Genomic DNA, 18,187 nt, shown 5'->3' on the forward strand with positions numbered 1-18,187 from the left:
TTTTATAATGTGGCGCACTTTAACCAGAAAAGAGTGCGACCATGATTGATACACGCCTGCCTTTAACAGATATTCATCGTCACCTTGACGGTAACATTCGTGCCCAAACCATCCTCGATCTTGGCCGCCAGTACAATTTAACGCTCCCAGCTCAATCGCTTGAAACCCTGATCCCGCACGTTCAGGTCACCTCTAATGAACCGGATCTGGTCAGTTTTTTGAGCAAACTCGACTGGGGCGTAAAGATGCTGGCCTCACTGGATGCCTGTCGCCGTGTCGCTTTTGAGAATATCGAAGATGCCGCCCGTAACGGCCTGCATTATGTCGAACTGCGCTTTTCGCCAGGCTATATGGCGATGACCCACAGCCTGCCCGTTGCAGGCGTGGTTGAAGCCGTTATTGAAGGTGTCCGTGAAGGGTGCAAAGCCTTCGATGTACAGGCCCGTTTGATTGGCATCATGAGCCGTACCTTCGGCGAAGCGGCCTGTCTGCAGGAACTGGAAGCGCTGCTGGCGCATCGTGACGCGATCATCGCAGTCGACCTGGCCGGGGATGAACTGGGCTTCCCGGGCAGCCTGTTCCTGTCACATTTCAACCGCGCACGTGATGCCGGCTGGCATGTAACCGTTCACGCCGGTGAAGCGGCGGGGCCGGAGAGCATCTGGCAGGCCATCCGTGAACTGGGTGCCGAGCGTATCGGACACGGTGTAAAAGCGGTGGAAGATCGCGCCCTGATGGACTTCCTGGCCGAGCAACGTATCGGGATTGAATCCTGCCTGACCTCCAATATTCAGACCAGCACCGTGCCCGCGCTGGATAAGCACCCGCTAAAAATCTTCCTTGAGCACGGCGTGCTGGCCTCGCTGAATACCGATGACCCGGCGGTACAGGGCGTGGACATTATCCACGAGTACACTGTCGCCGCACCGCAGGCGGGCCTGAGCCGCGAACAGATCCGCCAGGCGCAGATTAATGGGCTGGAGATGGCCTTCCTCACGCCGGAAGAGAAGCAGGCGCTTCGGGATAAGGTGGCAAACGCGTAACCCCTTTGCCGGGTGGCGGCTACGCCCTACCCGGCAAACAACACTTATGCCAGACAGAGCGTGGCGCGATGTTTGGCAGATTCAATGCCCAGTTCAATCAACTCCATAATCTGAATCGCCTGGCTGGCTGGTACCGGGTTTTCCCCCGTGCCGTTCAGCGCATCACGCACGGCCGCATAATATGCCGGGTAGTTCCCCGGGCTCGTCAGCAAGGTTTCTTCCACCAGCGTCTCCCCCTCCGCTTTGGTCACCACCCCGTCTCGCATATCATATCCCCAGTCTTCCTGAGGCAAACGCTCGCCGTTTTTCAGCCGGTCTTCCTGCGGATCCAGACCAAACTTTACATAGCTCCCGCGCGTACCATGGATGATATAGCGCGCAGATTCCGCAGCCGCAACCATCGTTCCGTGCAGCACTATCCGCCGTTGCGGGTAGCTCAGGATGGCATGAAAATAATCGGTCGTTTGCGCGCCGGGTCTGAGCTGGGCCAGATCAACCGTCATACTCACCGGCAGGCCAAACAGATTCACGGCCTGGTCGAGCAGGTGTGGGGCTAAATCGTACCAGATGCCGCTGCCTGGCCCGGCTTGCTCACGCCAGCGGTTTCGCACCTGCGGCCGGAAACGATCAAAATGCGATTCAAAGAAGGTTATCTCCCCGAGCGTTCCCTCGCTGAGCAGCGCTTTTACCGTGAGAAAATCGCTGTCCCAGCGGCGGTTATGAAACACCGACAGCAGTCTGCCAAGGCTTTTCGCCAGCGCGTCCAGCTCGCGTGCCTGAGACAACGTCACGGTAAAGGGTTTATCGACGACGACATGCTTACCGGCTTCCAGCGCTGCCTTCGCCAGCGGGAAATGGGTATCATTCGGCGTGGGGATCACAATTAAATCGATATTCGGATCGTTGAAAAGGTGCTTAGGCTCAGAGACAACCGGAACGGTGGGCCAGTCGGCATGTACCTTGGTGGCATCGCTGCTCGACACCGCCGCCAGCGCCATTCCTGGCGTACCGGCAATTAACGGCGCATGGAATGTTTTGCTCGCATACCCGTAACCAATAAGCCCGACACGGATGCTATCACTCATAGTGTTGCCCTCTCCTGTGATGTTCTTATTTCACACTGGCTAACCTGGCCTCATGACAGATTAAGCATGTGCCATATGACTTAAAATAGCATCCTGCTCCGCTTGTTTTTGTTATATGGGGTTAACCCGCTGATTGTGCTTAAGGGAACCGTTCCCAAAGCACTTGCTGTCTCCCCCCTGGCGCTGTAACATTTGCAACCGGTATTTATGGATAAATTACAAACACGAATTATGACGTCAATTATTAATCGAATCATTGAATTAGCGGGATGGATTGTTCTTGGGGTATCGGTCATTTTGCTTGGCGTTGCCAGCCACATCGATAACTACCAACCGCCGGAGCCTGTCACTGTCGCCCAACCTAAGTAACCGGTTACGGTAATAAAGAGTGACATAATATGTCAGTTACTTATTGCCACTCCTGGTGAACACGGTTAACCTTCTCTTCCAGGCATCATCAGATGCCTGAATCTTTCGCAAAGAAAACTCCTAATTTAGTCGCGTTACCTGAGTGGGCAGTTTACGTCTTTATTAATCCGTTTATTATTCAAACGAATTACCTTAACGGGTATGACTCACTTTTATATGGAAACTTATTAATATGACAGTTCAGGACTATTTATTAAAATTTCGCAAGATCAATTCCCTTGAGAGCCTGGAAAAACTGTTTGACCACCTGAACTACACGCTGTCGGATAATCAGGACATCATCAATATGTATCGTGCAGCGGATCATCGTCGTGCGGAGTTGGTCTCCGGTGGCCGTTTGTTTAACGTTGGCGAAGTGCCTAAGTCCGTATGGCGTTACGTTTTATAAGAAAGTAGCCATCCGCGCGAAATGTTATATACTCTCCGCCCTGCAAACTGGCTGTACAACATTTCGCGCAGATTTATGGGAGAGTTCATGACCGCAACGCCTGGAGAAAGAATTGGAGGCTGGTTAATCGCCCCACTGGCATGGCTGCTGGTTGCCTTATTAAGCGCATCACTTGCGCTGCTGCTTTATACCACCGCGCTGGTTACCCCTCATGCAATCCAGACCCTGATGTCGCAAAGTGTGCTGAATATTACGCTGTGGTTCGTGTCGTTCGTCTTCGCCATAGGCATGTGGTACTACACGCTGTGGCTAACCATTGCGTTCTTTAAACGCCGCAAAAATGTGCCTAAGCACTACATCATCTGGCTGCTCGTTTCCGTACTGCTGGCGGTGAAAGCTTTTGCTTTTTCACCGGTTTCGGACGCTCTGGCCGTTCGTCAGCTGCTTTTCCCGTTACTGGCGGCGGCGCTTCTGGTGCCCTATTTCAAGCGTTCGACGCGGGTGAAGAACACCTTCGTGAATCCGTAATAACCTTACAGATAACCTGTTGTCGCCTGTTGTGGTTTATCCGATAATAGGCGGCTTTTTTATTTCAGGCTGAATAATGACCGATTACTTATTGCTCTTTGTCGGCACAGTGCTGGTTAACAACTTCGTTCTGGTGAAGTTCCTTGGCCTGTGTCCGTTTATGGGCGTGTCCAAAAAGCTGGAAACGGCAATGGGCATGGGGCTGGCAACCACCTTCGTGATGACGATGGCGTCCATCTGCGCCTGGTTGATTGATACCTGGATCCTCATCCCGCTGGGTTTAGTCTATCTCCGTACGCTGGCCTTTATTCTGGTCATTGCCGTAGTGGTGCAATTTACCGAAATGGTGGTGCGTAAAACCAGTCCGGCGCTCTATCGTCTGCTGGGTATCTTTCTGCCGTTGATCACCACCAACTGTGCCGTTCTTGGCGTAGCGCTGTTGAACATTAATCTCGGGCATAATTTCATGCAGTCGGCGCTGTACGGTTTTTCTGCCGCCGTCGGTTTCTCGCTGGTGATGGTGCTGTTTGCCTCTATTCGTGAGCGCCTCGCCGCAGCGGATATCCCTGCGCCCTTTCGCGGAAACGCGATTGCGCTGGTGACCGCAGGTTTAATGTCTCTGGCCTTTATGGGCTTTAGTGGTCTGGTGAAGTTGTAATGAATACCATCTGGATTGCCATCGCCTCCATCAGCGTGCTGGGGTTGGTGTTTGGCCTGATTCTGGGTTACGCCTCCCGCCGATTCGCGGTAGAGGACGATCCTGTTGTTGAAAAAATCGATGAGCTTTTGCCGCAAAGCCAGTGTGGGCAGTGCGGCTATCCTGGCTGTCGTCCCTATGCAGAAGCCGTGGGTATTCAGGGTGAGAAAATCAACCGCTGTGCGCCAGGTGGCGAAGCGGTAATGCTGAAAATTGCAGCGCTGCTAAATGTCGACCCGCAGCCCATTGATGGCGATGCTCAGGTGCAGGAGCCCGTGCGTGCCCTCGCGGTGATTGACGAAGCGAACTGCATTGGCTGCACCAAGTGTATTCAGGCATGCCCTGTCGACGCCATTGTTGGAGCCACCCGCGCCATGCACACCGTTGTGGCGGATCTGTGCACCGGCTGTAACCTCTGCGTGGCACCCTGCCCGACGCAATGTATTGAGTTGCGCCCGGTTGAAACGACTACCGAAAGCTGGAAGTGGGATCTTCAAACCATTCCGGTTCGCAATATTCCTGTGGAACAACATGCTTAAGTTATTTTCTGCTTTCAGAAAAGAGAAGATTTGGGACTTTGACGGCGGGATCCATCCGCCAGAGATGAAAACCCAGTCCAGCGGCACGCCGCTGCGTCAAATTCCGCTGGCGACCCGTTTCGTCATGCCGCTGAAGCAGCACATTGGCGCTGAGGGTGAGTTGTGCGTTAAAGAAGGCGATACCGTCCTTCGCGGCCAGCCCTTGACCTTTGGTCGTGGGCGTATGCTGCCGATCCACGCCCCGACATCCGGTAAAGTGGTGGCGATTACCCCTCACACCGTTGCACATCCGTCAGCCCTCTCCGAACTGAGCGTCATTATTGAAGCCGACGGCGAAGACCGCTGGATCGAACGTGATGGCTGGAGCGACTACCGCGCCCGCAGCCGGGAAGCGCTTATCGACCGTATTCATCAGTTCGGCGTTGCCGGGCTGGGTGGCGCAGGGTTCCCGACCGGCGTCAAACTGCGCGGTGGCGGCGATAAAATTCAGACCCTGATTATTAACGCCGCCGAATGCGAACCCTATATCACCGCCGATGACCGCCTGATGCAGGACTGCGCCGCGCAGGTCGTGGAGGGGATCCGTATCCTCGCCCATGTGCTGCAACCCCGTGAAGTGCTGATTGGCATTGAGGATAACAAACCGCAGGCCATTTCCATGCTGCGCGCGGTGCTCGCCGGTAGCCACGATATCAGCCTGCGCGTCATTCCGACCAAGTACCCGTCGGGCGGGGCAAAACAGCTGACGCAAATACTCACCGGAAAACAGGTTCCCCACGGCGGCCGCTCGTCGGATATTGGCGTGCTGATGCAAAACGTGGGTACCGCCTACGCCGTGAAACGCGCGGTGATTGACGGTGAACCCCTGACCGAACGCGTGGTGACGCTGACGGGCGAGTCAGTGTCTCGTCCGGGGAACGTCTGGGCGCGTCTGGGCACGCCAGTTCGTCATCTTCTGGAGCAGGCCGGATTCTGTCCCGGCAGCGATCAGATGGTGATCATGGGCGGCCCATTGATGGGCTTTACCCTGCCGTGGCTGGACGTTCCGGTCGTAAAAATCACTAACTGCCTGCTCGCCCCCTCCCCCACCGAAATGGGTGAAGAGCAGGAAGAGAAAGGCTGCATCCGCTGCAGCGCCTGTGCCGATGCCTGCCCGGCCGATCTGCTTCCACAGCAGTTGTACTGGTACAGCAAAGGTCAGCTGCACGATAAAGCGCAAGCGCATAATCTGGCTGACTGCATCGAATGCGGCGCGTGCGCCTGGGTCTGCCCTAGCAACATTCCGCTGGTGCAGTACTTCCGTCAGGAGAAGGCCGAGATTTATGCCATCTCGATGGAAGAAAAACGCGCTGCCGAAGCGAAAGCCCGCTTTGAAGCCCGCCAGGCTCGTCTGGAGCGTGAAAAACTGGCCCGTCAGGAGCGTCATAAGCAGGCTGCCGTTCAGCCAGGCGAGAAAGATCAGGATGCCATTAACGCGGCGCTGGCTCGCGTGCGCGAGAAAAAAGCGACCGCAGCGCAACCTGTGGTGATCTCCGCCGGTGAGAAGCCAGATAACAGCGAAGCCATTGCCGCACGTGAAGCGCGTAAGGCCGCGGCGCGCGCGCGTCAGGCGGAAAAAGCGCAAACTGGGCAACCGGAAGAAACCCGTGTCGATCCGCGTAAAGCGGCCGTTGAAGCGGCCATCGCCCGCGCCAAAGCACGGAAAGCGGGAGAGCAGCAGGTGGTCGTTGAGCAAGAGGCCACAGACCCGCGCAAAGCCGCCGTTGAAGCCGCGATAGCCCGCGCTAAAGCGCGTAAAGCGGCGCAGCAACCGCAACCGGCCACAGAAGAGGCGCCGGTCGATCCGCGTAAAGCGGCTGTCGAAGCGGCCATCGTCCGCGCCAAAGCACGGAAAGCGGCGCAGCAACCACAACCAGCTGCAGAAGAGGCACCAGTCGATCCGCGCAAAGCGGCTGTCGAAGCAGCCATCGCCCGCGCCAAAGCGCGGAAAGCGGCTCAGCAGGAAGTACAACAGCCTGCCGCGAACGACGATCCACGCAAAGCCGCCGTCGCCGCCGCGATTGCACGCGTTCAGGCGAAGAAAGCCGCACAGCAAGCAGTTAACGAGGATTAAATGGTTTTCAGAATCGCAAGTTCCCCTTACACCCATAACCAGCGCCAGACGTCGCGCATTATGATGCTGGTCTGCCTGGCCGCGCTGCCGGGTATTGCCGTTCAGTTCTGGTTTTTCGGCTGGGGAACCCTGTTCCAGTTAGCACTGGGCTGTGCCAGCGCCGTAGCGGCCGAAGCGCTGGTGCTGAAGCTGCGTAAGATGAACATCTCCCGTATTCTCAGCGATAACTCCGCTCTGCTGACGGGCCTGCTGCTGGCCATCAGTATTCCGCCGTTTGCGCCGTGGTGGATGATCGTGCTCGGTACGGTGTTTGCGGTGATTATTGCCAAACAGCTGTACGGTGGGCTGGGCCACAATCCCTTTAACCCGGCGATGGTCGGCTACGTGGTACTGCTTATCTCCTTCCCGGTACAAATGACCAGCTGGCTGCCGCCGCACGATATCGCCGCCACGGTGCCGGGTTTTATGGATGCCCTTCAGGTGATCTTTTCCGGCCATACGGCGTCCGGTGCCGATATGAATGCGTTGCGTATGGGCGTGGATGGTGTCAGCCAGGCCACACCGCTCGATACGTTTAAAACGTCCCTGCGTGCCGGGCACAGCGTTGAGCAGATCATGCAATCAGCCATCTACAGCGGCGTGCTGGCCGGTGCAGGCTGGCAGTGGGTTAACCTGGCATATCTGTTGGGCGGCCTGTTCCTGCTGCAGCAGAAAGCGATCCGCTGGCATATTCCGGTGAGCTTTCTGGTCACGCTCGCGGTCTGCTCCACGCTGGGCTGGCTCTTCTCCCCTGAATCCCTGGCGAGCCCGCAGATGCATCTGCTCTCTGGTGCCACCATGCTGGGCGCGTTCTTTATTCTGACCGATCCGGTAACCGCCTCGACCACCAATCGCGGTCGTCTGATCTTCGGTGCGCTGGCCGGTCTGCTGGTGTGGCTGATCCGCAGTTTCGGCGGATACCCGGATGGCGTAGCGTTCGCCGTCCTGCTTGCCAACATCACCGTTCCGCTCATTGACTACTACACGCGCCCGCGCGTGTACGGCCATCGGTAAGGGTTTCGCGATGCTGAAAACAATGCAAAAACATGGCGTCACGCTGGCCATTTTCGCTGCTGTCCTCACCGGGATGACGGCACTGGTGAACGAACTGACCAAAACGACCATTGATGAACAGGCCGCGAAGCAGCAACGCGCGCTGTTCGATCAGGTGATGCCGTCTGATTTTTACGATAATGACCTGCAGAAAAGCTGTTTCGTGGTACAGGCGCCGCAGTTAGGTAAAGGCCCGCATCGTCTCTATATCGCCCGTAGAGGCGATAACGCGGTGGGGGTGGTGATGGAGGCCACGGCACCAGACGGGTATTCCGGTGCCATTCAGCTCCTTGTGGGTACCGATTTTTCCGGTACCGTGTTGGGTACCCGCGTGACTCAACACCACGAAACGCCGGGCCTTGGGGATAAAATTGAGACACGCCTGAGCGACTGGATTTTGCATTTTGCCGGTAAGGTGATCCACGGCGAAGCGGACCCGGCATTTGCCGTCAAGAAAGATGGCGGCGAGTTTGACCAGTTCACCGGGGCCACCATTACGCCGCGTGCCGTCGTGAATGCCGTAAAACGTGCCGGGTTGTATGCAGAAACGCTGCCTGTGCAGATTAACAATCTTCCGGCCTGTGAGGAGTGAGCATGAGCCAGGTTAAAGAGGTCATTGTCCAGGGGTTGTGGAAGAACAACTCCGCGCTGGTACAGCTACTGGGACTGTGCCCGCTGCTGGCGGTGACATCCACCGCTACCAACGCATTGGGGCTGGGGCTTGCCACCACGCTGGTGCTGACCCTGACCAACCTCTCCATTTCCACCCTGCGCCGCTGGACGCCGTCGGAAATCCGTATTCCGATTTACGTCATGATCATCGCGTCAGTGGTGAGCGTCGTTCAGATGCTGATTAATGCCTACGCGTTCGGTCTGTATCAGTCCCTGGGGATTTTTATTCCGCTGATCGTTACCAACTGTATCGTGGTGGGGCGTGCAGAAGCCTTTGCCGTGAAGAACACCCCGGCGATGTCGGCCCTGGATGGTTTCTCCATCGGAATGGGAGCCACCTGCGCGATGTTCGTTCTGGGCTCACTGCGCGAAATTCTTGGCAACGGTACCCTCTTCGACGGCGCAGACGCGCTGCTGGGAAGCTGGGCTAAAGTTTTACGCATCGAGGTGTTTCATACGGATACGCCGTTCCTGCTGGCTATGCTGCCACCGGGTGCGTTTATTGGCCTTGGCATGATGCTGGCGATAAAATACCTGATTGATGAAAAACGTAAGCGCCGCGCGGCTGAGCGCAGCGTGCAGGAAGGGATACCCGGGAAAGCCTCATGAACAAAGAAAAGCGCATTGCGATCCTCACCCGTCTTCGGGACGCAAACCCGCATCCGACGACTGAGCTGAATTTCACTTCGCCGTTTGAGCTGCTGATCGCAGTGCTGCTTTCGGCTCAGGCCACTGACGTGAGCGTGAATAAGGCCACCGCCCTGCTCTATCCGGTGGCCAATACCCCGAAAGCCATGCTGGAGCTGGGCGTGGAAGGGGTGAAGTCTTATATCAAAACCATCGGGCTGTTTAACAGCAAAGCGGAGAACGTCATTAAGACCTGCCGCATTTTGCTGGAGCGTCACGGTGGTGAAGTGCCGGAAGATCGCGAGGCGCTGGAAGCGTTGCCGGGTGTGGGACGTAAAACGGCGAATGTGGTACTGAACACCGCGTTTGGCTGGCCGACCATCGCGGTTGATACCCATATTTTCCGTGTCGCTAACCGAACCAACTTCGCTCCGGGTAAAAATGTCGAACAGGTGGAGGAGAAGCTGTTAAAAGTGGTTCCCGCTGAATTCAAAGTCGACTGTCATCACTGGCTTATCCTGCATGGCCGTTATACCTGCATTGCCAGAAAGCCTCGCTGCGGCTCATGTATCATTGAAGATCTCTGCGAATATAAAGAAAAAGTGTATCCCTGAACGGCGCTATTTCTTTTACTTTCGCATCATCAAGACCTTACTAAAGGAAGGCTTAACTAAAAACCTTCCTTCAGGCCGCAAGTTGTCCGCTTATGTTCTCTTACGCCCTGTCAATTGTTCGGTCATTTAACGCTCAAACAGGTTAATAGTTTTTTCACTACCGAAAATTTCTATACATTTGTGATCGCGATCACTCTGATAACTTCATGTTGATTTTTTGTTGTCAGATCCCACCTAAACCCTTTGCCAGACAAGATGTAATCCTTCAATGGCCGCAGATAAGACCACTCATTTTTCAGAATATGGGCTATATGACTGCATTTAACGGTAAATAGCAGAACATATCGCCACACAACCCTCTCCGCCGGTTTTTCGCAGTCAAAAAAACCAACAAAACCCATTGTGTGAAATTTAACGCTGAATAACATTTACAGAAACCGAGGATTATAGCGGCTCAGTTATATGTAACAGATTATTACAAACGTATTGCCAGACGGGTCAGGATAGTGAACATTACCCGCCGTTTCTCCTCCCAATATAACTATAAAGCGGATGGACTCCGACCATCACGCTATGAACACCCCCGTTAATATGGGATGTAAAAAAAGAGGTATATGTGTCAACTGCAAACAATAAACCAACAGATGAAAGCGTGAGTTTGAACGCTTTTAAACAGCCAAAAGCGTTCTATCTCATCTTCTCTATCGAGTTATGGGAGCGTTTTGGTTATTACGGCCTGCAAGGGATCATGGCGGTTTACCTGGTAAAACAGCTGGGTATGTCCGAAGCCGATTCCATCACGCTGTTCTCTTCATTCAGTGCCCTCGTTTACGGTCTGGTCGCGATTGGCGGCTGGCTTGGTGATAAAGTTCTGGGTACGAAGCGTGTCATTATGCTGGGCGCCATTGTTCTGGCAATCGGCTATGGTCTGGTTGCCTGGTCAGGTCATGACGCAGCCGTAGTCTATATGGGTATGGCAACCATTGCCGTTGGTAACGGATTGTTCAAAGCGAACCCGTCTTCCCTGCTCTCTACCTGCTACAGCAAAGATGACCCACGTCTGGACGGTGCATTCACCATGTACTACATGTCCATCAACATTGGTTCATTCTTCTCCATGCTGGCAACCCCATGGCTCGCCGCAAAATTCGGCTGGAGCGTGGCGTTTGCGCTGAGCTTTGTCGGTATGCTGATTACCGTTGTGAACTTCCTGTTCTGCCGTAGCTGGGTTAAGGACTACGGTTCAAAACCTGATTTCGAACCGGTGCATATGGGCAAACTGCTGGCCACCATCGTGGGTGTTGTTATCCTCGCGGCCATCGCCACCTGGTTGCTGCATAACCAGGGTGTTGCACGTGCCGTTCTGGGCGTGGTGGCACTGGGTATCGTCATCATCTTCGCGAAAGAAGCCTTCGCGATGCAGGGTGCGGCCCGTCGCAAGATGATTGTGGCCTTCATCCTGATGCTGGAAGCGATTATCTTCTTCGTGCTCTACAGCCAGATGCCAACCTCGCTGAACTTCTTCGCTATTCGCAACGTTGAGCACTCCATCCTGGGTATCGCGTTCGAGCCGGAGCAGTATCAGGCGCTGAACCCGTTCTGGATCATGATTGGTAGCCCAATTCTGGCGGCTATCTATAACAAGATGGGTGACCGTCTGCCAATGCCGCACAAGTTCGCCATCGGTATGGTGCTGTGCTCTGGTGCGTTCCTGGTGCTGCCACTGGGTACCAAATTTGCGACTGACGCCGGTATCGTCTCCGTTAACTGGCTGATCCTGAGCTATGCCCTGCAGTCTATCGGTGAACTGATGATCTCCGGTCTGGGTCTGGCGATGGTTGCACAGCTGGTGCCACAGCGTCTGATGGGCTTCATCATGGGTAGCTGGTTCCTGACCACTGCCGGTGCAGCCATCATCGCAGGTAAAATCGCAAACCTGATGGCGGTGCCTGAGAACGTGACTGACCCGCTGGTTTCACTGAATGTGTACGGTACCGTCTTCCTGCAGATTGGTATCGCAACGGCGGTTATCGCGGCGCTGATGCTGCTGACGGCACCGAAGCTGAACCGTATGACTCAGGACGACGACAAAGCGACGAAAGCGACCGAAACCGCTACCGCGTAACGTTATTGAGAAACGATGAGCCGCTAATTTATTAGCGGCTTTTTTTTTGTTTGCTTGCGCACTAACATAGCTGAAACCTCAGCAAAAAGGAGTTACCGATGAAACTGTTCTACAAACCGGGCGCGTGCTCTCTTGCTTCCCATATTACCCTGCGCGAGAGCGGCAAAGATTTCACGCTGGACGGCGTTGACCTGATGAAAAAGCGCCTGGAAAACGGCGACGATTTTTTTGCGATTAACCCGAAGGGACAAGTTCCGGCCCTGCTTCTGGATGACGGTACCCTGCTGACAGAAGGCGTCGCCATTATGCAGTACCTGGCAGACAGCGTGCCCGATCGCCAGCTGCTGGCCCCGGTAAGTACGGTTTCACGCTATAAAACGCTCGAGTGGCTGAACTACATTGCAACCGAACTGCATAAAGGATTTACGCCTTTGTTCCGCCCGGATACGCCGGAAGAGTACAAACCGACCGTTCGCGCCCTGCTGGAGAAAAAGCTGCAGTACGTCAATGAGTCATTAAAGGACGACCAGTATATCTGCGGGGCACGCTTCACCATTGCCGATGCGTATCTCTTTACCGTGCTGCGCTGGGCGCGTGCGGTGAAGCTGAATCTGGACGGGTTAGACCATATCGCAGCATATATGACGCGTATGGCGGAGCGCCCTGCGGTGGCCGCGGCGCTGAAAGCGGAAGGATTGAATTAACCGAGCGGCCTGCGTTGCCGGGTGGCGCTGACGCTTACCCGGCCTACAAATTCCGTAGGCCCGTGCAAGCGCAGCGCCGCCGGGCGGTGTCTAAAGCTGTGTCGCGCTGAAATAGTGCTCCGGCTGCGCAATACGATCCTGTGCTGCGACCACCTGCAGTTCGTATTCCTGCATCTCTTTCGTCGCAATCATAATTTCGTACACCGCTGCAGTCACATGCTCAAGCGCTTCGCGCAGCGTCGCCCCCTGTAGCAGTTTCACCAGCAACAATCCGCTGGTCACATCTCCCACGCCAACTGGCTGACGCAGGCCAAAATCTACCAGGGGACGGCTGATGTGCCAGGCTTCGTCTTTGGTCACCAGCAGCATCTCAAAGCGGTCTCTGCTCAGCCCTGCACGGGCGAGATGTTTCACCAGCACAATCTCAGGCCCCTGGGCTATCAGTTCACGAGACGCGCTTACCGCCTCTGCTACGCTGTTAACCGGATGCTCGCAAAGGATCTCCAGCTCAATCAGGTTGGGCGCGATGATATCGCTGGCAGGTAACGCATGGCGAACATGGAATTCAGCCACGCCAGGCGCCACAATGCAGCCTTTTTCCGGATGCCCCATCACCGGGTCGCAGAAGTACTTTGCTGCGGGATTGGCTGCTTTCACCTGGCGAACGATGCCGAGGATATGCTCCCCCTGCTCTGCGGAGCCCAGGTAACCACTCAGAACCGCGTCACAGCGTTTGAGCTGGTCGATATCGGCAATGCCCTGCACGATCTCCGTGAGATGCGAAGGCGGCATCACGCAGCCGGTCCATTTGCCGTATTGTGTATGGTTTGAGAACTGTACGGTATTGAGGGGCCAGACGTTAGCCCCGAGGCGGCGCATCGGGAATTCCGCCGCGCTATTGCCAGCATGTCCAAAAACAACGTGGGACTGAATGGCGAGGATGTTCTTCATTTTATGCTTACCAAACCCTGAAAAAACAAAAAGGGCGTGGTTTCCCACGCCCCTGGAGATTTTTATTTATTTCCAGCAGACCAGACAGTAATTTTTCTTGCCGCGACGCAGCAGCGTGTAGCGGCCATACAGGCGATCGCTGTCGGCGAAGGTGTATTCCGGGTCAGCCTGTTTTTCACCGTTGATGGTGATGGCGTTAGACGCAATGGTTTTACGCGCCTGCCCACGAGACGGCTGCAGCTCAGAGTCCACCAGCGCCTGCATCAGGTCAGCCCCTTTCTCCATCTCAACCATCGGTACGCCATCCTGCGCCAGCTGCTCGAAGTCAGCTTCGCTCAAATCGCTCAGCGTACCGTTGAACAGGCTTGCGGTAATGCGTTTCGCCGCAGCCAGACCTTCTTCACCGTGAACCAGTTTGGTCACTTCATCCGCCAGCACATACTGCGCGCGTGGTGCTTTACCGCTGTTTTTATCTTCTTCTTCCAGGGCGTTGATGGTTTCAATGTCCATGAAGGTGAAGAACTTCAGGAAGCGGTAAACATCGGCGTCCGCGGTGTTGATCCAGAATTGATAGAATTTGTACGGGCTGGTTTTCTTCGGATCGAGCCATACCGCACCGCCTTCGGTTTTACCGAATTTAGTCCCGTCGGCTTTGGTGATCAGCGGAACGGTCAGACCAAACACCTGGTTTTGATGCAGGCGACGTGTCAGATCGATACCGGAAGTAATGTTACCCCACTGGTCAGAACCGCCAATCTGCAGGCAGACGCCGTGCAGTTTGTTCAGACAGGCGAAGTCGTAGCCCTGCAGCAGGTTATAAGAGAATTCAGTAAAGGAGATACCTTGATCGTCACGGTTCAGGCGCTGTTTTACCGCTTCTTTGTTAATCATCTGGTTAACAGAGAAGTGCTTGCCGATGTCACGCAGGAAGGTCAGCACGTTCATGCTACCAAACCAGTCGTAGTTATTGGCGGCAATCGCGGCGTTATCACCACAGTTGAAGTCGAGGAACGGTGCAACCTGTTTGCGGATCTTATCCACCCACTCCTGCACGGTGTCTTCGGTGTTCAGTTTACGCTCAGCGGCTTTAAAGCTTGGGTCGCCGATCAGACCGGTCGCGCCGCCCACCAGGGCCACAGGCTTATGGCCTGCCATCTGGAAGCGTTTCAGGCATAACAATGGAACAAGATGCCCCAAATGCAAGCTGTCAGCGGTGGGATCAAAGCCGCAATAGAGCGCGATCGGGCCTTGCGCCAGTCGCTCTGCTAACGCTTCCTCGTCCGTCACCTGGGCCACAAGGCCCCGCTCTTGCAATTGTTTAATCAAGTTACTGCTTGCCATCAAATTCTCCATGTATAAACGACTGCACCTTTGCCGGTACACGACTTTTCGCCTGATGCGAAAGGACCATAGAATAAAGCGCAAGCGCGGCGTGCGCTAGCGCTTAAATCAACAAATTTCGGGGATTACGGTGCCAGCCTGTCGATTTTCCAGCCGCCGTTGTCGCGCTGGTATAAAAAGCGGTCGTGCAGGCGATGTTCGCCCCCCTGCCAGAACTCAATCTGCTCGATCGGGATGCGGAAACCGCCCCAGAAGCTGGGCAGTGGAATTTCGCCCTGCTGGAATTTCTGCTTCAGTTCAAGGAATTTGCTTTCCAGCACGCCGCGGGCAGAAATTCGGCTGGACTGTTTTGAGACCCAGGCGCCAATCTGGCTGTCACGCGGGCGGCTGTGGAAGTACTTCACCACTTCCAGTGTGGAAAGGCGCTCCGCTTTGCCTGTGACCATGACCTGGCGTTCCAGCATATGCCAGGGGAACAGGAGACTGATTCGGGGATTGTTCTCTAAATGGTGTGCTTTGCGGCTGCCCAGGTTGGTGTAAAACACCAGCCCTTTCTCGTCATAATGCTTAAGCAGCACGATACGTTGATACGGTTGACCATTTTCGTCCACCGTGGCAACCACCATGGCCGTTGGGTCGGCCAGTTTTGCTTCGCAGGCCTGTTTCAGCCAGCGTTCAAAAAGCACCAGAGGTTCAGCGGGAAGATCCTGGCGACGCAGGCCGCCTTTGGTGTATTCACGGCGCAGATGCGCAATTTGCTGCAGTTCGTCGTTATCAGACATGGCATTAGGTGACGTTGAGATTGGGTGGCGCTATTGTGCGCCGCCCCTGTGAAAATCTCAACGCTTCGGATTTTCGAGCTGGCAATTGTTCAGCACAATGCGGTCTCGTTTGTAGACGGTGGCGCTGTCACCTTTCGACCAGAAGACGTAAATACCGTCGCTGTAGCGCGCTCCGGAGGCGGAGATCCCCTGCTTGAGCGTCAGCAATTTATTGTCATAGACAAAGCTGGCTTCCTGGCGTGGGTTATTAAGCTTGACGGTCAGCGGCTTTTCATCACAGCGATATTCCAGCGTGTCGGTCTGCATGCGCTCAACGAGCTGGTTATAGACGCTGCAGCCTGACAGCAAGACAGGTACAGCAATAAGAAGAAGTTTTTTCATGAGCGTATTCCGAAGACTATCCTGGTCCTGGAGGGCTAATGGGCCCTCCTGTTCCCTTTTATTTTACCGGCGACGCGCTGCGCTGAATTTCAGTTAACTCTGATTATGGCGGGGATTGGCCGGGAAAATGGCACCGAGAACGCTGGCTTCGCGTGCGCCGGTGACTGAGGGCAAATTCCCCGGCAGCCCGGCAACGGTGCGCCAGGCAAGCCAGGCGAAGGCCAGTGCTTCCATGTCGTCTCCGCTGATGCCGGCTTCATCGGTGGTTGTCACTTCGGTGCCCGGCAACAAGCCGGCAAGGCGCGCCATCACCAGCGGGTTGCGGCTTCCGCCCCCGCAGACCAGCAGACGTTCGCAGCCACCGCTCAAAAGTACCTGTTCTGATATGGAGACCGCCGTGAGCTCGGCCAGCGTCGCCTGAACATCCTGCGGTGCCAGCGCCGGGAACCGAGCCAGCTGACGTTCAAGCCAGCCATAGTTAAAATACTCGCGTCCCGTGCTTTTTGGTGCCGGCAGGGCAAACCAGGGATCGCTAAGCATGGACTGCAGCAGCGGGATAATGACTTTGCCTTCGCTCGCCCACTCCGCGTCTTTATCATACGGTTTACCGCACTGACGCCAGATCCAGGCATCCATAAGCATGTTACCCGGGCCAGTATCATATCCCCGTACCGGCTGGCCCGGGATCAGCATCGACAGGTTGGCAATACCGCCAATGTTAAGCACCATACGGCGCTCTGACGAGTGCCCCAGCAACGCCTGGTGGAAGGCCGGCACCAGCGGCGCACCTTGCCCGCCCAGCGCGATGTCGCGACGCCGGAAATCACCCACGACCGTGACGCCCGTTTTTGCCACAATCTGATTATTATCGCCAATTTGCAGGGTATGCGGCGCATCGCCAGTGGGTTCGTGCCAGACGGTCTGCCCGTGACAGCCAATCGCGACCACATCCTGCGGCCGGAGATTCTCTTTATGCATCAGCGCAAGCACCGCATCGGCAAACAGCGCCCCCAGCCTGACATCAAGCTGTCCAAGCTGCGAAAGCGTCAGCTGTTGCCCCTGGCAGATGCTCAGGATCTCCTCTTTCAGCGAAACAGGGATAGGCCAGGTCAGACTTGCCTGTTGTGCCACCATGTTTTCGTCTATGGCGGCCAGAACGACATCTACCCCATCCAGACTGGTGCCAGACATCACACCAATATAGCGACCCGATTTCATGCGCTTTCCTTACGTTGCGTGGGCTAAGGATAACCACTCAACCATAAACAGCCCCGCTTTGCCATCAGGCGATAATATTTTTTAACACTCTCAGTGAGGTAACGCGTCGAAATTTTGTTTATCTCTCGTTAAGTCAAATTCAAGTACAATTTTCCGATTGTTAGTGCAAAGATATGAACGATGGCCCTTTATGCCATATAATTTAGCCATAACGGATGCCCGGATTGGGCGTTTTTGGTGAACAGGAGATTCAAATGATTTTACGTGTACTGGGCGTTTCGCTGATTGGTTTAACTCTGGCTGGCTGTGTGAATGACAGTTCACTTTCTGGCGACGTTTATAGCGCTTCTGAAGCGAAACAGGTTCAGAACGTGACTTACGGTACGATTGTTAACGCACGTCCTGTTCAAATTCAGGGTGGTGACGAGAACAACGTCATGGGTGCCATCGGCGGTGCGGTTCTGGGTGGCTTCCTGGGCAACACCGTAGGCGGTGGTACAGGCCGTTCTCTGGCGACTGCGGCAGGTGCCGTTGCGGGTGGCGTAGCAGGCCAGGGCGTTCAGGGTGCGATGAATAAAACCCAGGGCGTAGAGCTGGAAATTCGTAAAGACGACGGCAGCACCATTATGGTTGTGCAGAAACAGGGCAGCACCCGCTTCTCTGCAGGTCAGCGCGTCGTGCTGGCAAGCAACGGTAGCCAGGTTACCGTTTCTCCGCGTTAATTCATAAAAAGGATGTGGCTGCCAGGCCGCATCCTTTTACAAATAGCATCATTATAATAAATAGTTTTACAAAATTTATTCAGGCAATGAATAATTAACCACGCCGTATCTTGTTCCTGCGCAAAGTATTCTCCTC

General features: G+C 55.1%; 20 protein-coding genes. 14 read left to right on the plus strand and 6 right to left on the minus strand.

The genetic code is table 11. The features are described 5' to 3' along the window. The first annotated feature begins 41 nt into the window (after positions 1–41). On the plus strand, positions 42–1,043 hold the full coding sequence (gene add, locus AX755_RS18265) for an adenosine deaminase (protein ID WP_062857209.1): 1,002 nt from the start codon (positions 42–44) through the stop codon (positions 1,041–1,043). Between the two features lie 44 nt (positions 1,044–1,087). On the opposite strand, the gene AX755_RS18270 is transcribed toward add, so the two are convergent. Next, positions 1,088–2,128 carry an oxidoreductase gene (locus AX755_RS18270; RefSeq protein WP_062857210.1) on the minus strand — a complete coding sequence of 347 codons (1,041 nt, stop codon included), beginning with the start codon at positions 2,126–2,128 and terminating at the stop codon, positions 1,088–1,090. 243 nt (positions 2,129–2,371) lie between these two features. Between AX755_RS18270 and blr the strand changes: the two genes are divergently transcribed. The 12 genes from blr to gstA all read left to right on the plus strand — a co-directional run bounded on the left by blr (position 2,372) and on the right by gstA (position 12,656). Further along, positions 2,372–2,497 carry a division septum protein Blr gene (blr, locus tag AX755_RS18275; protein WP_168112406.1) on the plus strand — a complete coding sequence of 42 codons (126 nt, stop codon included), beginning with the start codon at positions 2,372–2,374 and terminating at the stop codon, positions 2,495–2,497. Positions 2,498–2,729: 232 nt separating this feature from the next. Then, the gene (gene ydgT / locus AX755_RS18280) at positions 2,730–2,945 is read left to right on the plus strand and encodes a transcription modulator YdgT (protein ID WP_013096896.1); all 216 of its coding nucleotides are present in this window, start codon (positions 2,730–2,732) and stop codon (positions 2,943–2,945) included. A gap of 87 nt (positions 2,946–3,032) precedes the next feature. Next, on the plus strand, positions 3,033–3,473 hold the full coding sequence (locus AX755_RS18285) for a DUF2569 domain-containing protein (RefSeq protein WP_013096897.1): 441 nt from the start codon (positions 3,033–3,035) through the stop codon (positions 3,471–3,473). A 76-nt stretch (positions 3,474–3,549) separates the two neighbouring features. Further along, complete coding sequence (rsxA, locus tag AX755_RS18290; protein ID WP_013096898.1) at positions 3,550–4,131, plus strand: electron transport complex subunit RsxA; 582 nt, start codon at positions 3,550–3,552, stop codon at positions 4,129–4,131. Continuing rightward, positions 4,131–4,709 (plus strand): electron transport complex subunit RsxB, encoded by a 579-nt coding sequence (gene rsxB / locus AX755_RS18295; RefSeq protein WP_013096899.1) that lies wholly within the window; start codon positions 4,131–4,133, stop codon positions 4,707–4,709. The genes rsxA and rsxB overlap by 1 nt, the downstream gene beginning before the upstream one ends. Continuing rightward, positions 4,702–6,822 (plus strand): electron transport complex subunit RsxC, encoded by a 2,121-nt coding sequence (gene rsxC, locus AX755_RS18300; RefSeq protein WP_062857211.1) that lies wholly within the window; start codon positions 4,702–4,704, stop codon positions 6,820–6,822. Before rsxB ends, rsxC begins: the two co-directional genes overlap by 8 nt. Further along, positions 6,823–7,875, plus strand: a complete 1,053-nt coding sequence (gene rsxD / locus AX755_RS18305) for an electron transport complex subunit RsxD (protein WP_044158702.1) — start codon at positions 6,823–6,825, stop codon at positions 7,873–7,875. 10 nt (positions 7,876–7,885) lie between these two features. After that, entirely contained in the window at positions 7,886–8,506 is a 621-nt protein-coding gene (gene rsxG, locus AX755_RS18310) for an electron transport complex subunit RsxG (protein ID WP_047023683.1), read from the plus strand. A gap of 2 nt (positions 8,507–8,508) precedes the next feature. After that, entirely contained in the window at positions 8,509–9,195 is a 687-nt protein-coding gene (locus AX755_RS18315) for an electron transport complex subunit E (protein ID WP_023622212.1), read from the plus strand. After that, on the plus strand, positions 9,192–9,827 hold the full coding sequence (gene nth / locus AX755_RS18320; protein WP_020688297.1) for an endonuclease III: 636 nt from the start codon (positions 9,192–9,194) through the stop codon (positions 9,825–9,827). Before AX755_RS18315 ends, nth begins: the two co-directional genes overlap by 4 nt. A gap of 616 nt (positions 9,828–10,443) precedes the next feature. Beyond that, the gene (gene dtpA / locus AX755_RS18325) at positions 10,444–11,952 is read left to right on the plus strand and encodes a dipeptide/tripeptide permease DtpA (protein WP_013096905.1); all 1,509 of its coding nucleotides are present in this window, start codon (positions 10,444–10,446) and stop codon (positions 11,950–11,952) included. A 98-nt stretch (positions 11,953–12,050) separates the two neighbouring features. Beyond that, the gene (gstA, locus tag AX755_RS18330; RefSeq protein ID WP_013096906.1) at positions 12,051–12,656 is read left to right on the plus strand and encodes a glutathione transferase GstA; all 606 of its coding nucleotides are present in this window, start codon (positions 12,051–12,053) and stop codon (positions 12,654–12,656) included. Between the two features lie 90 nt (positions 12,657–12,746). On the opposite strand, the gene pdxY is transcribed toward gstA, so the two are convergent. From pdxY to anmK, 5 genes are all read right to left on the minus strand, one after another. Then, entirely contained in the window at positions 12,747–13,607 is an 861-nt protein-coding gene (gene pdxY, locus AX755_RS18335) for a pyridoxal kinase PdxY (RefSeq protein WP_013096907.1), read from the minus strand. Between the two features lie 66 nt (positions 13,608–13,673). Continuing rightward, on the minus strand, positions 13,674–14,948 hold the full coding sequence (gene tyrS, locus AX755_RS18340) for a tyrosine--tRNA ligase (RefSeq protein WP_014831636.1): 1,275 nt from the start codon (positions 14,946–14,948) through the stop codon (positions 13,674–13,676). A 125-nt stretch (positions 14,949–15,073) separates the two neighbouring features. Then, complete coding sequence (pdxH, locus tag AX755_RS18345) at positions 15,074–15,730, minus strand: pyridoxamine 5'-phosphate oxidase (RefSeq protein ID WP_013096909.1); 657 nt, start codon at positions 15,728–15,730, stop codon at positions 15,074–15,076. Positions 15,731–15,787: 57 nt separating this feature from the next. Further along, positions 15,788–16,111 (minus strand): C-type lysozyme inhibitor, encoded by a 324-nt coding sequence (mliC, locus tag AX755_RS18350; protein ID WP_013096910.1) that lies wholly within the window; start codon positions 16,109–16,111, stop codon positions 15,788–15,790. A gap of 93 nt (positions 16,112–16,204) precedes the next feature. Then, positions 16,205–17,329 carry an anhydro-N-acetylmuramic acid kinase gene (anmK, locus tag AX755_RS18355; protein WP_062857212.1) on the minus strand — a complete coding sequence of 375 codons (1,125 nt, stop codon included), beginning with the start codon at positions 17,327–17,329 and terminating at the stop codon, positions 16,205–16,207. Between the two features lie 254 nt (positions 17,330–17,583). Here anmK and slyB point away from each other — a divergent pair, with 254 nt between their 5' ends. Continuing rightward, the gene (slyB, locus tag AX755_RS18360) at positions 17,584–18,051 is read left to right on the plus strand and encodes an outer membrane lipoprotein SlyB (RefSeq protein WP_013096912.1); all 468 of its coding nucleotides are present in this window, start codon (positions 17,584–17,586) and stop codon (positions 18,049–18,051) included. The last annotated feature ends 136 nt before the right edge of the window (positions 18,052–18,187 follow it).

It is taken from the genome of Enterobacter sp. SENG-6 (assembly GCF_001605945.1).
Taxonomy (GTDB): domain Bacteria; phylum Pseudomonadota; class Gammaproteobacteria; order Enterobacterales; family Enterobacteriaceae; genus Enterobacter; species Enterobacter cloacae.

What these genes read in the sequence shown, in the direction of transcription:
- rsxB (WP_013096899.1), top strand. Translation starts at nt 4,131, where the DNA reads ATGAATACCATCTGGATTGCCATCGCCTCCATCAGCGTGCTGGGGTTG.
- pdxH (WP_013096909.1), bottom strand. Translation starts at nt 15,730, where the DNA reads ATGTCTGATAACGACGAACTGCAGCAAATTGCGCATCTGCGCCGTGAA.
- tyrS (WP_014831636.1), bottom strand. Translation starts at nt 14,948, where the DNA reads ATGGCAAGCAGTAACTTGATTAAACAATTGCAAGAGCGGGGCCTTGTG.
- ydgT (WP_013096896.1), top strand. Translation starts at nt 2,730, where the DNA reads ATGACAGTTCAGGACTATTTATTAAAATTTCGCAAGATCAATTCCCTT.
- AX755_RS18285 (WP_013096897.1), top strand. Translation starts at nt 3,033, where the DNA reads ATGACCGCAACGCCTGGAGAAAGAATTGGAGGCTGGTTAATCGCCCCA.
- AX755_RS18315 (WP_023622212.1), top strand. Translation starts at nt 8,509, where the DNA reads ATGAGCCAGGTTAAAGAGGTCATTGTCCAGGGGTTGTGGAAGAACAAC.
- nth (WP_020688297.1), top strand. Translation starts at nt 9,192, where the DNA reads ATGAACAAAGAAAAGCGCATTGCGATCCTCACCCGTCTTCGGGACGCA.
- slyB (WP_013096912.1), top strand. Translation starts at nt 17,584, where the DNA reads ATGATTTTACGTGTACTGGGCGTTTCGCTGATTGGTTTAACTCTGGCT.
- AX755_RS18270 (WP_062857210.1), bottom strand. Translation starts at nt 2,128, where the DNA reads ATGAGTGATAGCATCCGTGTCGGGCTTATTGGTTACGGGTATGCGAGC.
- rsxG (WP_047023683.1), top strand. Translation starts at nt 7,886, where the DNA reads ATGCTGAAAACAATGCAAAAACATGGCGTCACGCTGGCCATTTTCGCT.
- gstA (WP_013096906.1), top strand. Translation starts at nt 12,051, where the DNA reads ATGAAACTGTTCTACAAACCGGGCGCGTGCTCTCTTGCTTCCCATATT.
- pdxY (WP_013096907.1), bottom strand. Translation starts at nt 13,607, where the DNA reads ATGAAGAACATCCTCGCCATTCAGTCCCACGTTGTTTTTGGACATGCT.
- anmK (WP_062857212.1), bottom strand. Translation starts at nt 17,329, where the DNA reads ATGAAATCGGGTCGCTATATTGGTGTGATGTCTGGCACCAGTCTGGAT.
- mliC (WP_013096910.1), bottom strand. Translation starts at nt 16,111, where the DNA reads ATGAAAAAACTTCTTCTTATTGCTGTACCTGTCTTGCTGTCAGGCTGC.
- rsxD (WP_044158702.1), top strand. Translation starts at nt 6,823, where the DNA reads ATGGTTTTCAGAATCGCAAGTTCCCCTTACACCCATAACCAGCGCCAG.
- rsxA (WP_013096898.1), top strand. Translation starts at nt 3,550, where the DNA reads ATGACCGATTACTTATTGCTCTTTGTCGGCACAGTGCTGGTTAACAAC.
- add (WP_062857209.1), top strand. Translation starts at nt 42, where the DNA reads ATGATTGATACACGCCTGCCTTTAACAGATATTCATCGTCACCTTGAC.
- rsxC (WP_062857211.1), top strand. Translation starts at nt 4,702, where the DNA reads ATGCTTAAGTTATTTTCTGCTTTCAGAAAAGAGAAGATTTGGGACTTT.